Annotated in this window: 15 protein-coding genes and 1 pseudogene; 13 read left to right on the plus strand and 3 right to left on the minus strand. The window is 64.6% G+C overall.

Annotation, left to right across the window (positions count from 1 at the left end):
- Positions 1–14 precede the first annotated feature (14 nt).
- Genes ACWW36_RS14580 through ACWW36_RS14595 form a run of 4 tightly spaced genes read left to right on the plus strand, consistent with a single transcriptional unit; the run spans position 15 to position 6511 of the window.
- Positions 15–1850 (plus strand): hypothetical protein, encoded by a 1836-nt coding sequence (locus ACWW36_RS14580; protein ID WP_456142214.1) that lies wholly within the window; start codon positions 15–17, stop codon positions 1848–1850.
- Positions 1847–3373 (plus strand): hypothetical protein, encoded by a 1527-nt coding sequence (locus tag ACWW36_RS14585; protein WP_456142215.1) that lies wholly within the window; start codon positions 1847–1849, stop codon positions 3371–3373. Before ACWW36_RS14580 ends, ACWW36_RS14585 begins: the two co-directional genes overlap by 4 nt.
- Entirely contained in the window at positions 3370–4845 is a 1476-nt protein-coding gene (locus ACWW36_RS14590) for a glycosyltransferase (protein WP_456142216.1), read from the plus strand. The genes ACWW36_RS14585 and ACWW36_RS14590 overlap by 4 nt, the downstream gene beginning before the upstream one ends.
- Positions 4826–6511: an ArnT family glycosyltransferase gene (locus ACWW36_RS14595; RefSeq protein ID WP_456142217.1), complete on the plus strand. Its 1686-nt coding sequence runs from the start codon at positions 4826–4828 to the stop codon at positions 6509–6511. Before ACWW36_RS14590 ends, ACWW36_RS14595 begins: the two co-directional genes overlap by 20 nt.
- Here the strand turns inward: ACWW36_RS14595 and ACWW36_RS14600 are convergent.
- Positions 6508–7221, minus strand: a complete 714-nt coding sequence (locus ACWW36_RS14600; protein ID WP_456142218.1) for a TetR/AcrR family transcriptional regulator — start codon at positions 7219–7221, stop codon at positions 6508–6510. The genes ACWW36_RS14595 and ACWW36_RS14600 overlap by 4 nt on opposite strands.
- A 57-nt stretch (positions 7222–7278) precedes the next feature.
- On the opposite strand from ACWW36_RS14600, the gene ACWW36_RS14605 reads away from it, so the two are divergent.
- The 4 genes from ACWW36_RS14605 to ACWW36_RS14620 are packed head-to-tail and all read left to right on the plus strand — an operon-like array spanning position 7279 to position 11944.
- The gene (locus tag ACWW36_RS14605; RefSeq protein ID WP_456142219.1) at positions 7279–7965 is read left to right on the plus strand and encodes a DUF2306 domain-containing protein; all 687 of its coding nucleotides are present in this window, start codon (positions 7279–7281) and stop codon (positions 7963–7965) included.
- A gap of 55 nt (positions 7966–8020) precedes the next feature.
- The gene (locus tag ACWW36_RS14610; protein WP_456142220.1) at positions 8021–10372 is read left to right on the plus strand and encodes an arylsulfatase; all 2352 of its coding nucleotides are present in this window, start codon (positions 8021–8023) and stop codon (positions 10370–10372) included.
- Entirely contained in the window at positions 10372–11061 is a 690-nt protein-coding gene (locus ACWW36_RS14615) for a hypothetical protein (protein ID WP_456142221.1), read from the plus strand. The genes ACWW36_RS14610 and ACWW36_RS14615 overlap by 1 nt, the downstream gene beginning before the upstream one ends.
- Positions 11062–11065: 4 nt before the next feature.
- Entirely contained in the window at positions 11066–11944 is an 879-nt protein-coding gene (locus ACWW36_RS14620; protein ID WP_456142222.1) for a formylglycine-generating enzyme family protein, read from the plus strand.
- 49 nt (positions 11945–11993) lie between these two features.
- Here ACWW36_RS14620 and ACWW36_RS14625 read toward each other — a convergent pair.
- Both ACWW36_RS14625 and ACWW36_RS14630 read right to left on the minus strand, forming a co-directional pair.
- Positions 11994–12827, minus strand: a pseudogene (locus tag ACWW36_RS14625) (DMT family transporter); the annotation flags it as partial.
- Between the two features lie 76 nt (positions 12828–12903).
- Positions 12904–13674 carry an SDR family NAD(P)-dependent oxidoreductase gene (locus ACWW36_RS14630; protein WP_456142223.1) on the minus strand — a complete coding sequence of 257 codons (771 nt, stop codon included), beginning with the start codon at positions 13672–13674 and terminating at the stop codon, positions 12904–12906.
- 253 nt (positions 13675–13927) lie between these two features.
- Here ACWW36_RS14630 and rplN point away from each other — a divergent pair, with 253 nt between their 5' ends.
- The 5 genes from rplN to rpsH all read left to right on the plus strand — a co-directional run bounded on the left by rplN (position 13928) and on the right by rpsH (position 15848).
- Positions 13928–14296, plus strand: coding sequence for a 50S ribosomal protein L14 (gene rplN, locus ACWW36_RS14635; RefSeq protein ID WP_015305035.1), 369 nt, complete (start codon positions 13928–13930; stop codon positions 14294–14296).
- Positions 14297–14614, plus strand: a complete 318-nt coding sequence (gene rplX, locus ACWW36_RS14640; RefSeq protein WP_456142224.1) for a 50S ribosomal protein L24 — start codon at positions 14297–14299, stop codon at positions 14612–14614.
- Positions 14614–15177 (plus strand): 50S ribosomal protein L5, encoded by a 564-nt coding sequence (gene rplE, locus ACWW36_RS14645; protein WP_456142225.1) that lies wholly within the window; start codon positions 14614–14616, stop codon positions 15175–15177. The genes rplX and rplE overlap by 1 nt, the downstream gene beginning before the upstream one ends.
- A gap of 4 nt (positions 15178–15181) precedes the next feature.
- Positions 15182–15367 carry a type Z 30S ribosomal protein S14 gene (locus ACWW36_RS14650; RefSeq protein ID WP_014209125.1) on the plus strand — a complete coding sequence of 62 codons (186 nt, stop codon included), beginning with the start codon at positions 15182–15184 and terminating at the stop codon, positions 15365–15367.
- An 82-nt stretch (positions 15368–15449) separates the two neighbouring features.
- Entirely contained in the window at positions 15450–15848 is a 399-nt protein-coding gene (rpsH, locus tag ACWW36_RS14655) for a 30S ribosomal protein S8 (protein ID WP_456142226.1), read from the plus strand.
- Positions 15849–15852 lie beyond the last annotated feature (4 nt).

The following is a 15852-nucleotide window of genomic DNA, read 5'->3' on the forward strand; positions in this document are numbered from 1 at the left end:
CCGGCGAAGATCCGGTGTCGACCGATCGGACGACACTGAGCCTTGGCGAAATGGGACTGGACAGCAACCTCGCCCTGTACGGGTTGCAGGGAACACAGTCGCTGACGATCCCGGTGTCGCCGGGACTTGCACCATCGACATTGAATGCGCTCGTCGAACTTCCTGTTGGCGTCCGCGGCGGAACGATCGCGGTTTCCCAGGACGACCGCACGTTGTCGCGCATACCGCTGCCCACCGACTTCGATGCGCCGATAGCCATCCCACTTGCCGGCGCCGAGGTGGTCGAGAATGCGATCACGGTCCTCGTGCGCAGTTACCTGGATCCGTTCGACGGCTACTGCCTCTACGACCCGACGGTTCCGCTGCGCCTGGGTGACCCATCGGTGTCCTTTACCGGTGTCGAAACCCCACCGGCGACCGTTGCCGACTTCCTGCCGCCGGTGCTGCGCAAGCTCACGCTGTTCGTTCCGCCGTCGCCGTCGCGGGCGGAATCGGATGCGGCAGTGCGGATGGCAACGGCCGTGGTCGCTCGCTACGGGAAGCAGGCCACCCAAATCGTCGTCGCTCCGCTGGCGGCAGACGCCCCAGTCCCGCCGGTGGATCCGTTCGAACGCCAAATCATCATTCGCGAGGGGCCCAAAGAGGGCGTAGCCCTCCAGGGCCTCGAGGGTGTCCGCCCGCTGCTGGTGACCGGCCAAGCAGCGGCGCTGGCCAACCAATCACGTCTGCTGTCCAGCGATGTGGCCCGGCTGGCACTGTCATCGAAAGCCGTTGTGGGCCCGTTGAAGCACGCACCGCAACTGCCCGCCGACCAGACCACCTTGCGGGCGCTGGGCCAACCTGGCGTCACTGCGATCGCCCTGTCACCGCAGGTTTCGCTGGCGCTGGACCAGACTCGCCTCGGCAGGCCCGCCCACAACGTACGTGTTCACCTGCAGGGTTCGTATACGCCGCCGCCGAGTGGAATTGGCGGGCAGTTGGTGGCCAACGTCGGTGGTCAGACGATCGACAGCTGGCCACTGGACGCGTCCGGCTCGATCGACCGCTGGGTGCAGATTCCGGATAACCTGCTGGTCCGCTACACGAATCTGATTGTGGCGCTAAACATCACGGGAAACACGGGTCGGTGTGGCGAGTTTCAACCGCTCACGCTGACGATCGACGGCGACAGCACGGTTCAAAGTGCGGCCGCGGATCCGCCGCTGCCGTCCGGCTTCCAGTCACTTCCGCAGGCCTTACTTCCACGGGTTTCGGTCGGCATCGGCGGCGACGGCTTCGCCGACACGGTCCGAGCGGTGACCATCATGACTGGCTTGCAGCGGCTGTCCGCCCTACCGATGGACACCGCGGTGATGTCGGTTGACGATGCGGTGAACGCGAAGGAACCCGCGGTCCTGATAGCAGCGGGCAACTGGACCGACGATCGCATCTCGCTGCCCGTGGCCAACTCGGGCGGCGGTGAGCTGCGCCTGACTACGGGCAGCGACTCGGAGACGGTCACGTTGGATCCCGCGATCCAATATGGCTCTCTGCAAACGGTTTTCACCGGCGGTCGTACAGTATTGATCGCCACTTCGACCGATGCGCCCGAGCAACTCGATGCTTTACTTGGCTGGCTCAACAGTGACAGCCGGCGATGGTCGACGTTGTCCGGCGACGCGCTGCTGTCGGTGCCCGGACATGACCCGTTGACCGTCGACGCAAATTCGGCTGCCCCGCAGGCAAATCCGACGCTCAAGAGTGGATGGCCTTCTGCGTGGTGGATCGCCGCAGCGGTCGGCGCGGGTGTGCTTGTGCTCGTCGCGGTTGCGCTGCTGGCTGTGCGCCTGCGTCACCGCGCCCGATCATGACCGCGACGGCCGAGGCTCCGGCTCGGGGAATATCGTCGGTACTCGGCCGGTATTACGGGCTGCACCCGACCTACCGGCTGATCGTCCGGTGGACGGCGATCGCCGCGGTGACCGGTGTGGTGTTTCGCGAAAGCTTCTACAGCATCGGGCTGACTGCGCATCGGGAGGGCATCGGCGGCTATGTCTGGACCGTACCGACCGTTGCCGTCTTGGTCGCGGTCGGCATAACCCGCCGCCACCGCACCGAGTTACCGATTCACGACCGACAGACCGACATCATCGTCGGAACGATGGGCCTCGTGCTGGCACTGCTCATTCAGCTCGTTCTGCTGCAGCGGTATGCCTTGTATTTCCACTTGCTTCGGCTCGACCTGCTGGCTATGTGGCTATTCGTGCTCTGCACCTGCATCGTGATGTTCGGGCTACGCCCAGTCGCGCGATTCGCGTGGGCTTGGGGCATGATGTTCATGGTTTTCGCCTTGCCCTATTACCTGATGGTGATATTCCTGGGCGGGACGAAGTTTTCTGCCGGCGCGGCCAATCTGGTCATCGCGGGGGTCGGAGCCGGTATCGCGACCGGCCGCACGATGCGGCGCGGCTTGATGGGATCGATCGCCGCGTGGATCGTCGGATTCGCTGTGCTGGGGACCATTTCGGTCTTTTTCACCGACGCGCCGATTGTGGTGTACCAAGAGGTTCCTCCCGTTACGGCCGTCATCGTCGTCGGCCTCGTGATGTTCCTCGGCTCGCGTCGGGGCATGCCGAAACGGGTGCTTGACCGCAAGGTCGAACCACTGGCTGTGAAGCAGATTTGGTCTAGCTTGCCGTTGGTGATCGCTATCGCCATCCCGCTCGCGTTCGTCCATCTGCCGAAGGACGTGACCACTGCACCGATCACCAGAAGCGCTCCGGCGCAACTGTCGCCGGGTCAACCCCTCGTCGCACCACCGGGCTGGTCGACAGTGCAACGGCAGAACTACCGCGATATGAAACGGCTGTATGGGGACAAGGCCGTGTTGGTGCGGCAGTGGATGACCGCCCTGAACGCCGATGCTCGGTTCGACAAGCTGGCGCGGGCGCGAACCGTGGTGGTGGACAGCCTGGTCTCGGAGCGTCCGTTCTCCTTCGAGGTGTACCCGGACCGGGTGCTGTACGGTCTGACCTCTGCGCGGATCAGCCAGCCGAGGGACGTCGACCTCGATATGGGCGTCACGGCCCGCATGATCTCGGTGGTGGACGACGACCTGTTGGTGACGTGGAACTCGTTGCAATTCACTTGGGGCGATGGGCAAATCGCGCAACGCGTCACGATCTTCGCCGTCGACAATCACGACCCCGGAGCACCGTTTCCCGAACCGTCCGCCGACATCATGTCGTCGGTGCGGACCTTGATCACGTTGTTGTTCAGGGGCAATGCCGTCCTCAATCAGCGGATACCGTCGTTCAAGGACGCCGACCTTCTGACCGAGTTCGGCCGAGCACTAATAGCTGCACAATTCCGGTCGGCAGGTAAAGCGGCATGAGCATCGAAGTCGAACGTCCTTCCGCAGATACCGTCACAGACCTCGAACGGCAGGAGTACCTGAGGCGCGCGATCGACAGCCTGCGCGAAAACGATCCGGTTCATTCTGCGTCGACGTCGGTGATGGGCTGGCAGCGCTGGGTGTTCTGGTCGCTGCTGCTCGTGTTGATCGGCTGCGCGGCTTGGCGGCCGATGGCCACAGCCGTTGTGCTGGTGGGTATCTGCACGTTCGCGTACGTGTTGACGATGGTCGACCGGGTGACGATCTTCCGTCACGGCCTGGCGTCGCGAGCCATCGTCATCACAGACGAAGAAGCGCGGGCGATCCCGGATGCCGACCTACCCGTCTACACGATTCTGGTTCCGGCCTACAACGAGCCGGAAGTGGTTGGCGACCTCATCGGCGCCATGGCGGCGCTGGAATACCCGATCGACAAGCTGCAAGTGCTCTTGCTTCTCGAAGAAGACGACGACGTGACAATTGCGGCGGCTAAGGGCACCGCCGAATCCGACGCCATCAGCATCGTCCTCGTTCCTCCGGCCGAGCCGCGAACAAAACCCAAGGCGTGCAACTACGGTCTGTACTTCGCCGACGGGGCCATCGTCACCATCTACGACGCGGAGGACCGGCCCGAACCACTGCAACTTCGCCGGGTGGTGGCTGCGTTCCGCGGGCTGCCCGACAACGTCGCGTGCGTGCAGGCGAAGCTCGAGTACCACAACGGACATCAGAACTTGCTGACGGCGTGGTTCACCGCCGAATACCGGCTGTGGTTCGGCTACCTGCTGCCGGGCATGATGCGCACCGCATCGCCAATCCCGTTGGGCGGCACATCGAACCATCTACGCCGCGATGTACTGGACAAGATCGGCTCCTGGGACCCGTTCAACGTCACCGAAGATGCCGATCTGGGCCTGCGCATTGCCGCGAGGGGATACCACACCGCCGTCATCGATTCCAGCACACAGGAAGAGGCCAACAGCGACCCCATCAACTGGATCCGCCAGCGGTCGCGGTGGTACAAGGGGTACCTGCAGACGTGGCTTGTCCAGGTCCGCCGGCCTGTGCAGCTGTACCGGACAATCGGGTGGCGCAACTTCGTCCGATTCAACCTCGTGTTGGCAGGCACGCCGATCATCTCTGTTCTGAACCTGGTCTTCTGGTTGATCACCGTGTTGTGGTTCCTGGGTCAGCCCGCCCTCGTCGAAGCCGTATTTCCTTGGTACATATACTTTCCCGCACTCGCGGCACTGATTGTGGGCAATGCGGCGACGCTGTACATGAACATGATCACGCTTCGGGAGGACGACCGCGCCGACCTGCTGGGCGCTGCGCTGACGGTCCCGGTGTTCTGGGTGATGATGAGTATTGCGGCCGCAAAGGGTTGTTATCAGCTGATCCGCCAGCCGTCCTATTGGGAGAAGACCGTGCACGGGCTGACGGAGCGACCCGATGACAACGTTGAGTCGTAGCCGTTCCGACCGCGCGTTGAAGGTGACGGCCTTCTTCGGGTCGCTCGCGGTGTACCTGGTAGTGGGTTATTGGCTGCAGGTACGTCACGGATTCATCATCGGCGACGCCCTCTCTCGTGTGGCGTCCGCCCAGACCGTGCTGTTCAGCCGCGACCCCCACCTGGCCGCGATCGGCTTCATCTTCACGCCGCTGACCGCGCTGACTCAGATCCCGGCGATCGCGCTGAGCCCGATCTGGCCGGAGATGGCCGAACGCGCGTTCTCCGGGTCGATCATGTCGTCGGTGTTCATGGCCGGTGCTGTGGTGCAAGTACTGATGATGGGCACCGACCGCGGGCTGCCACGGATGTACTCACTGGCGATCACCGCAATGTTCGCGCTCAATCCGATGATCATCTTCTACGGCTCCAACGGGATGAGCGAAGCGCCGTTCATCTTCTTCATGTCATGGGCCGTTCGCAGGCTGATCCTGTGGATGGCCGACGACGACGTCCATCACTTGATCACCGCGGGCGGCATCGCGATGGGGCTGGCCTACCTCACCCGCTACGACGCGGTCGCCTGCATCGCAGCCGCGGGACTCCTGGTCGGGGTGACGACCTACCTACGGGCGAAGCCGGCTCCGCGGATCCGGCGCGCGCTGCTGGACCTGCTGATGGTCAGCGGACCTGGTTTCGCGGCATTCGTCGGCTGGGCGGTGATCAGCTGGCTCATCACCGGAGAAGCGTTCGCGCAGTTCACCTCTCAGTACGGCAACAGCGCAATCCTCGAACAGTCCGGCAGCACTGCACCGACATTCAGCAGCGGCGTGACTTTCGCCGTCATCTGTACAACGCTGCTGGCGCCCACGCTGGTCCCCATCGCGGCATGGGGTCTCGTGCGCCGGTGGGCCAAACCCAACTGGCAAGTGATGCTTGTTCCGCTGGCCATCTACGGTGCGGCGCTGGCCTTTCAGGCCTACAGCTATGCATCCGGATCGACCTTTCCATTCCTGCGCTTCTACATCATCGCGATACCGCTCACGGCCTGCCTGGCGATGCTCGCGGTTCCGGATGGCGAACTCGTCGCTTCCACCCGCCGCGGCAACTACGCTCCGCCCGCGCAGCCTCCGCCGTCCCGCGCGCGCTGGATCGCCTATGCGCCAATCGCGTTGGCCTTCGCGGTGACCCTGCCGGTCACGGCATGGGGGATGGGGCAGCAGAAGTACGCGCCGCAGGAATACGCGCTGGGCGCCGTACTGGCGCCCGACCCGAACAGCGTGAGCGACCGTAAGGCGCTCGAGCGCCGCATCGCCGCCACCTTCTCCACCGAACGTCAGATCGCCCACTACCTCGACAACCTCAACTTGCCGGAAAGCTCCGTCATCACCGACACGGTTTACGGTTTCGCCATCCTCGCCGCGTCGCACCATCCGAAAACATTTGTGGTGCCGTCAGATCCAGACTTCACCGAATTGCTCAACTCCCCGACGGAATCCGGAGTGAAGTATTTGCTCGCCGTGCCGCCGACGGGGCGCGGGACCTCGGACGCGCTGAATCTGCGCTATCCGACTCTGTATGAGACGGGCGCCGACATCGCGACGTTGGAGCTGGAGATACCCAACGACGGCGACAACCAGCCGACCTGGCGGCTGTATCGCGTCAACGAACCGGTCCCAGAGACCTAGGTAGCGCCCGATTTTCGGATCAGCAGGCCGATTCCATCGAGCAGCTGAGAAAGACCGCTGTTGAAATCGGCCTGTGCGTCGTAGTTTTCGTCGTCGAACACACCCGCCTCGAGCGCCGATGACAACGCTGGGAACCGGTCTGCGTCCACTAAGCGGCGCAGCAGTGCCGGATAGTCGTGGGCATCGGTGTCGCCGGCCTCGATATCCAGCGCCGCCGCACCGCGTGCGAAGCGCAACACGGCCATCACGGCCGCCATCTGGTCCTTCTGCGTCAGTCCGGTAGCACTCAGCGCCGCGAGCCCGGCCTCCAGCCACGCCAACTGGCCTGGGTCTGCGGGCGGTCCGGCCGACACCGTCTGCAGAATCCACGGGTGACGATGGTAGACATCCCATAACCCGGCGGCCCAATTCGTAAGCGCCTCACGCCAATCCGTGCGGGCGTCGGGAGCCGGGGGAGGACCGGGGCCGGCGGACACCATGAGCGTCACCAACTCGTCCTTGTTGGCGACATGCCGGTACAGCGACATGGTTCCGCAGCCCAGACTCTCGGCCAGCCGCGCCATCGACAGTGCGCCGAGACCGTCGGCGTCGGCCAACTCGATGGCGGCCGCGACAATGCGCTCGCGGTTCAACCCGCGGCCGCGGCGGGCCGGCGTTGCCTCCCGCCACAGGATCTCCAGCACTCGGGGAAGCGGTTCGTCGGTCGTCATCATGTGCCAGCGTAATCGACGTGCGGACCCGACGCGTATCCCGTACGCTTTGTGCGTATGACATACGCAACTCGGATCTCCCGCTCCACCCGCCTTGCCCTTGCGCTGGCCGTCGTCGTAGTGGCCTTCCTGGCGTTTTCGCTGCCGCCGTACTTCACGGGCGGCACCCGCGTGCCGGCCACATTCGGGTTGCACTACCCGTTGTTGGTGGGTCACGTGATGTTCGCAAGTGTGGCGATGGTGGCCGCTGTCACCCAGATCTGGCCCGGGCTGCGGGCCCGCCACCCCGCGCTGCACCGTCGACTCGGGCGCGTCTATGTATGTGCGGTGCTGCCCGCCGCGTTGTGCGCGATGGTGATCGGCGCAGCGACGCCTTTCGGTCCGTTTCTCGCCGTCAGCAATGTCGTACTCGCGTCGCTGTGGTTATGGTTCACGGTCAACGGATATCTCGCGGGCCGTCGCAGACGGTTCGCCGAGCACCGGCGCCACATGATCCGCAGCGCGACATTTGCGCTGTCAATCATCACCAACCGGATCTGGACTCCCGTATTGGTCGTGGCGTTGCACCCCTTGCAGGACAGCCTCTTTGGCGGTAACCAGGAACACTTCGTGTGGATGGTGGCAGGCATTGGTGGATGGCTGGGCTGGACGATTCCGTTGGGCACTGTCCAGTGGTGGCTGAACCGGCGACACGCACCGGCGCCGTCGTCAATTTCTCAGCTAACCAACACATCACCGGTGTAGTTTCGCAGGCGACTGTCGAAGTAGCGGCGGTCCACTCACTGGGACGAGGCTGGCCATGGCGACGGAATTCAACGGCAAGATCGAATTGGACATTCGGGATTCCGAGCCGGACTGGGGCCCGTATGCCGCGCCGACGGCGCCAGAGGGAGCACCCAACGTCTTGTATCTGGTGTGGGACGACACCGGCATCGCAACGTGGGACTGCTTCGGCGGGCTGGTCGAAATGCCGGCGATGAGCCGCATCGCGGAGCGGGGCGTCCGCCTCTCGCAGTTCCACACCACCGCGCTGTGCTCCCCAACGCGTGCGTCTCTGCTGACGGGACGCCACGCCACAACCGTTGGCATGGCCACCATTGAGGAGTTCACCGACGGCTTTCCCGGCTGCAACGGGCGCATCCCGGACGACACCGCACTGCTGTCGGAGGTACTGGCGGAGAACGGGTACAACACCTACTGCATCGGCAAATGGCACCTGACGCCGCTGGAAGAATCCAATCTTGCTGCCACCAAACGTCATTGGCCGCTGTCGCGAGGTTTCGAGCGGTTCTACGGATTCATGGGCGGCGAGACCGACCAGTGGTACCCCGAACTCGTCTACGACAATCATCCGGTCGCCCCGCCCGGCCTGCCGGAGGAGGGGTATCACCTCTCGAAGGACATCGCGGACAAGACAATCGAATTCATTCGCGACGCAAAGGTGATCGCACCTGACAAGCCGTGGTTCTCCTATGTCTGCCCCGGCGCCGGACATGCACCCCACCACGTCTTCAAAGAGTGGGCCGACCGCTACGCCGGCAAGTTCGACATGGGATACGAGCGCTACCGCGAAATCGTGCTCGAGAGCCAGAAGCGGCTCGGCATCGTCCCGCCGGACACCGAACTGTCACCGATCAATCCCTATATGGACGTCAAGGGACCCAACGGCGAACCGTGGCCGCCGCAGGACACCGTGCGGCCGTGGGAAACGCTCGACGACGACGAGAAGCGACTGTTCTGCCGGATGGCCGAGGTGTTCGCCGGCTTCCTGAGCTATACCGACGACCAAATCGGGCGCATCCTGGACTATTTGGAGGAGTCCGGGCAGTTGGACAACACGATCATCGTCGTGATCTCCGACAACGGCGCCAGCGGCGAGGGCGGCCCCAACGGCTCGGTGAACGAAGTCAAGTTCTTCAACGGCTACATCGACACTGTCGAAGACAGCATGCGTTTCATCGACAACCTCGGAGGGCCGGAGACCTACAACCACTATCCGATCGGCTGGGCGATGGCGTTCAACACGCCGTACAAGCTCTTCAAGCGTTACGCCTCGCATGAAGGGGGTATCGCGGACACGGCAATCATCTCCTGGCCCAAGGGAATTGCCGCGCACGGGGAGGTGCGTGACAACTACATCAATGTCTGCGACATCACACCGACGGTGTATGACCTACTCGACATCACTCCGCCCGCCAGCGTCAAGGGCATACCGCAGAAGCCGCTTGACGGTGTGAGTTTCAAGATGGCCCTTGATAATCCGGACGTGCCGACGGGCAAACAGACGCAGTTCTACGCCATGCTCGGCACCCGTGGCATCTGGCACAAGGGATGGTTCGCCAACACCGTCCACGCCGCGTCGCCGGCCGGCTGGTCACACTTCGACAAGGATCGCTGGGAGCTGTTCCACATCGAGGCCGACCGAAGCCAATGCCGCGATCTGGCCGCCGAGAATCCTGAGAAACTCGAGGAGCTCAAGGAGCTGTGGTTCCGCGAGGCCGACAAGTACAACGGATTGCCTCTTGGCGACCTGAACGTGCTCGAGACCATGACACGGTGGCGGCCCTACCTGACGGGCACGCGCGAGTCGTACTTCTACTACCCAGGCACCGCGGACGTCGGGATGGGCGCTTCGGCTGAGATCCAGGGCCGGTCCTTCGCGGTGATCGCCGAAGTGACGATCGACACCACCGGTGCCGAGGGCGTGTTGTTCAAACACGGTGGCGCGCATGGCGGGCATGTCCTGTTCATCCAGGACGGGCGGCTGCATTACGTCTACAACTTCCTCGGCGAGGAGGAACAGCAGATGTCGTCGTCGGATGCCGTGCCGTTGGGCAGGCACACGTTCGGCGTCGCGTTTGTCCGGACGGGCACCGTCGAGGGCAGCCACACACCGCTTGGCGACGCCGCGCTCTACATCGACGAGAACCAGGTGGCAACCCGCCAGGGAATGAAGATCCATCCCGGGACCTTCGGGCTGGCCGGTGCCACTTTGGCCGTCGGGAAAAACACGGGATCGCCGGTTTCGCGTGCCTACAAGGCGCCGTTCGCGTTCACAGGTGGCACCATCGCTCAGGTGAACGTTGACGTATCGGGCAAGCCCTTCGTGGATTTGGAACGGGAATTCGCGCGCGCCTTCGCGAAGGACTGATGAATCGGTTTGGTTGTGCCGCAATCGCACTCGTCTTCTTGGTAGCGGGGTGCGTCCGCACCAGCGACGGCGTGCCTGTCGCCGGTGACCGTGGCACAACCGCGCCGTCATCGACTCGGTCGGCGACACCTTCGCCGACACAGCGACCCGGCGAGTCTGCGTTCGGCGTCCTGCCCACCACGCGGGCGCCGGTACCACCGAACACCGTCGTCTGCACACAGCCGATCAAGCCCGCAGTGAGGATGACCGCCCAGGTCGACGACCCGCAGGCACCCCGGATAACAGTGGGCGTCCCGGACGGGTGGTCGATGGCGTCGGGCGAGGGCGATGTCGGCGGGAAGCTGCAGGGCCCGGCCGACATGCAGGCGACCATCACGATCGCACTCACCCAGCTCGAACCCGCGGAGGCCTTCACCAAGTACGCGGACAAGCTGATGGAGGAGTCGGCCGTCAGCAGCGTCAGCGTGATGCCCGGAGAACTATGTGGCTTCAGCGGCCAGAAGCTGATGGGCGCATGGTCGGACACCCCGCAGAACGCCGTCGAGTTCGAAGACCGCATCGTCCATATCTGGACCAATAGCGGCAAGGATTATCTAGTCGCCGTACACGTGCAGGCCCCGACGGGCACGCCCGAATTCGATGCCGCCGCGGCGCTGTTGACCGAGGACTTCGAAATCGTCCTACCCTGAACCCATGCTCACCGAGCTCGTCGAGCTGCCGGGCGGGTCGTTTCGGATGGGCTCGACGCAGTTCTATCCGGAAGAGGCGCCGGTGCACACCGCGACCGTGGCCGCATTCGCCGTCGAACGCCATCCGGTGACGAATGCTCAATTCGCCGAGTTCGTCGCCGACACCGGCTACGTCACCGTTGCCGAACAGGAGCTGGATCCGGCGCAATTCCCGGGCGCGGAGCCGCAAGAGCTGGTGCCCGGTGCGCTGGTGTTCCGACCGACCAGCGGACCGGTCGACCTGCGCGACTGGCGGCAGTGGTGGCACTGGGCACCTGGCGCGAGCTGGCGCCGGCCATTCGGCCCGGACAGTGGAATCGACGACCGGCTGGACCACCCGGTCGTGCAGGTGGCCTTTCCCGACGCGGCGGCCTACGCCCGGTGGGCCGGGCGCCGGCTGCCGACCGAGGCCGAGTGGGAGTACGCGGCACGCGGCGGCGCCACCTCGGTGTACTCCTGGGGCGACGACGCCGCGCCCGGTGGCCGGTTGATGGCCAACACCTGGCAGGGCCACTTCCCGTATCGCAACGACGGTGCGCTCGGCTGGGTGGGTACGTCGCCGGTGGGTACTTTTCCTCCCAACGAGTTCGGCCTCGTGGACATGATCGGCAATGTCTGGGAGTGGACGACGACGCAGTTCTCCGCGCACCACCGGGTCGACGGGCCGGTGCAGTCCTGCTGCGGCCCCACGACGGCTGACCCGGCCGTCATTCAGACGCTGAAGGGCGGCTCGCATCTGTGCGCCCCGGAGTACTGCCATCGGTACCGGCCGGCCGCGCGCTCACCGCAGTCGCAGGACAGTGCGACGACCCATATCGGCTTCCGCTGTGTAGCGCAGCGATAGCGATCTCGCCGCGGTACAGGTCCCGGGTACCCGACGCATTCGCCAAGCCGATGATGCCGGCTGTGATCAAGGCGCCCGCAATTCCGAGGGCGGCGAGCACTTCGGGGTCGCGGGGAGCGGGCGCGTCGAAGGCCACGATCCCCAAGACGAAACTGGCGATGGGATTGGTGACGCTCATGGCCGCAACGGCCGGCGACAGCTGTCCGATGGCAAACGCGATCTGTACCAACAACATTCCGCTCAGTGCCGTCACAACCAATGCGTAGACGGGCCAGTCGAAGACAGTGGCCAGCGCGCCACCGTGAAACAGATCCTCGACCGTCAGCTTCAGGTAGACGGCGTTGAGTGCGTGGCACAGGCCGGCGGCGACACCGACGAGCAGGCTGGCCAGCCACGGCGACGTGTGCCGACTCACCTGGCGCAGCACCACGATGAGGCTGACCACGCATACCGTCGCCAACAGCACGCGGTGCCTGTGCGGTTCGCCGTCCAGCGGAGATGCGTTGGTAGTAACCAGCAGCACAAGCGCGGCGCAGACCGTGAGCGCCGATAGCCAGTCACGCCTCGACGGCCACCGGCGTTGTTCTCCTGACGCCAGCGCGAGCACGAACAAGAGCTGCGCCGCCATCAGCGGCTGGACCGCCGCCACCGACCCGACTTTGAGCGCCGCCGCCTGGGTGCCGACACCGCAGAGGTTGGTCAGCCAACCCGTCAGCCACAACCTGCTTCGCGCCAGACGGCCAAACAGTCGCTTGACGCCGGACGCGTCTCGCAGCGATGCGGTGTCACCGCCGACGACTGTGCGCGCTGCCCGCTGCTGCAGGAACGCCGAGAACGCGAATAGGAGCGCGGCCGCCAGACCCAACGCGGTGACGGCGACCATGGTCCGTCATCTTGGTCCGCGGTAATACTCCGCGGTGAACACGCGCGGAATGCCCGGTGTTGGCGGCGTGTCCGCCTTATCCCGAACGCACGGGTTCGCCGAACCGGATCGCGAGCCGTCGAAATGCGCCAGGGGCCAGCGCACGCAAGGTCGGCGCGACCCGCAACCATCTGGGGCTCCACGCCTCGGCATGGTCTTTGGCGATGGCGTCGACGACGGCCTGTGCGACGACGTCGGGCGGGATCGGCTTGGGGCGAGCCCGCTGGTACGGACGTCCGCGGGTCTCGAAGAACCCGGTATCGACCACACCGGGAATGACCGTGGCGATGTGAACGCCCGACCCCGCGGTTTCGGCACGCAGGCTCTCGGCGAACATATCGAGACCGGCCTTGGTCGCCGAGTAGACCGCCTCGCCTGCGACGCCTGTTCGGCCTGCGATCGATGTGACAAAGCAGACCGCGCCGTTGCGCCGCCCGATCATGCCGGGCAGAAGCGCGCGAGTGAGCTCTATCGCGGCCAGCAGGTCGACCTCGATGAGGCGGCGAATGTCGTCGACCTCCATGTCGGTAAACGGCCCCGACCAGCCGACGCCGGCGTTGTTGACAAGGACGTCGACCTGCCCGGACACGCTCAGCGCGTCGGCAGCCAGCCGCTGCCGACCGTCGGGATTTCCCAGCTCCGCGACCAGCATCGTCGCGCCGGCTTCCGCGGCGACCGCGCGGGTGCGCTCGGGATCCCGTCCGTGGACCAGCACTCGCGCGCCTTGAGTCGACAACCGCCTCGCGACGGCAGCGCCGATCCCTGCCGAGGCGCCGGTGACGAGGGCTACTGCACCGTTGAACCGCATGCAACCATGATCGGCGTCGAGTGTGCGCTCCTTGCACGTTTCGGCGGCAGAATGCGTGCTGGTAACCCACGTTCGCCCGCAAAGGGCACGAATTTGGTTCTGAGCTGGTCGTCACCTAGAATTCAACGGTTGCCTTGGGCAGACCTCGGCTGGCTCCTTACGAGTTGGCCCCGCGTGCCCTTCGGTGACAGCAAGACCGCGCATGTCAGGTCGGTATCTGCCATGCACACATTAACCAGGTCGAGGAGTGACTGTGATTCAGCAGGAATCGCGGCTGAAGGTCGCCGATAACACGGGCGCCAAGGAGATCTTGTGCATCCGTGTGCTCGGTGGCTCGTCGCGGCGTTACGCCGGCATCGGCGACATCATCGTGGCGACCGTCAAGGACGCCATCCCCGGTGGCAACGTCAAGCGGGGTGAAGTGGTCAAGGCCGTCGTTGTGCGCACCGTCAAGGAGCGTCGCCGCGCCGACGGCAGCTACATCAAGTTCGACGAGAACGCCGCCGTCATCATCAAGGCCGACAACGATCCCCGCGGAACTCGCATCTTCGGCCCGGTCGGCCGCGAACTGCGTGAGAAGCGCTTCATGAAGATCGTCTCGCTTGCCCCGGAGGTGTTGTAGATGAAGGTTCACAAGGGCGACACCGTGCTCGTCATCTCCGGTAAGGACAAGGGCGCCAAAGGCAAGGTTCTGCAGTCTTATCCGACGCGCAACAAGATCCTCGTCGAGGGCGTGAACCGGATCAAGAAGCACACTCCGATCTCACGTACGGAGCGGGGCGCGCAGTCCGGTGGCATCGTCACGCAGGAGGCGCCGATCCACGTGAGCAACGTGATGCTGCTCGACTCTGACGGCAAGCCGACCCGGGTGGGCTTCCGCGTCGACGACGAGACCGGCAAGAAGGTCCGCGTCGCCAAGACCAATGGCAAGGACATCTGATGACGACTGCAGAGAAGACGCTGCCCCGCCTCAAGCAGCGCTACCGCGAGGAAATCCGCGACGCGCTGCAAAAAGAGTTCGACTACGCCAACGTCATGCAGATCCCCGGCGTGGTGAAGGTCGTCGTGAACATGGGCGTCGGTGACGCCGCCCGCGACGCCAAGCTGATCAACGGCGCCGTCAACGATCTGTCGCTGATCACCGGTCAGAAGCCGGAGATCCGCAGGGCCCGCAAGTCCATTGCACAGTTCAAGCTGCGCGAGGGCATGCCGATCGGTGCGCGCGTGACGCTGCGCGGCGACCGGATGTGGGAGTTCCTTGACCGGCTGATCTCGATCGCACTGCCGCGTATCCGCGACTTCCGCGGCCTGTCGCCCAAGCAGTTCGACGGCACCGGCAATTACACCTTCGGGCTGACCGAGCAATCGGTGTTCCACGAGATCGACGTGGACAGCATTGACCGGCCCCGCGGCATGGACATCACCGTCGTCACTTCGGCGACGACCGACGACGAAGGACGAGCGCTGTTGCGGGCGCTGGGCTTTCCGTTCAAGGAGAACTGAACAGATGGCAAAGAAGGCACTGGTCAACAAGGCCAACAAGAAGCCCAAGTTCAAGGTGCGCGGCTACACCCGTTGCAGTAAGTGCGGTCGCCCGCACGCGGTCTACCGCAAGTTCGGGCTCTGCCGCATCTGTCTACGCGAGATGGCGCACGCCGGCGAATTGCCGGGTGTGCAGAAGTCCAGCTGGTAACCAGCAGAACAGACCAAATATTCGGAACAGGTTGCGGTAGGCCCGAACTGGGAACCGCCGCGAGGAAGGTGAACCGGCTGTCATGACTATGACGGACCCGATCGCAGACTTCTTGACACGTCTGCGCAACGCCAATTCGGCGTACCACGACGAGGTGGAGTTGCCGCACTCGAAGATCAAGGCCAACATCGCCGAGATCCTCAAGAGCGAGGGCTACATCTCCGACTACCACGTCGAGGACGCCCGAGTCGGCAAGAAGCTTGTCGTACAACTGAAGTACGGACCCAGCCGGGAGCGCAGCATTGCGGGCCTGCGCCGGGTGTCCAAGCCCGGTCTGCGGGTGTACGCGAAATCCACCAGCCTTCCGCGGGTTCTGGGTGGCCTTGGTGTGGCGATCATCTCCACCTCCTCGGGCCTGCGAACCGACCGTCAGGCCGCTCGTGAGGGCGTGGGCGGCGAAGTCCTCGCGTACGTGTGGTGAGGGG

Source organism: Mycobacterium sp. MMS18-G62, from assembly GCF_053877835.1.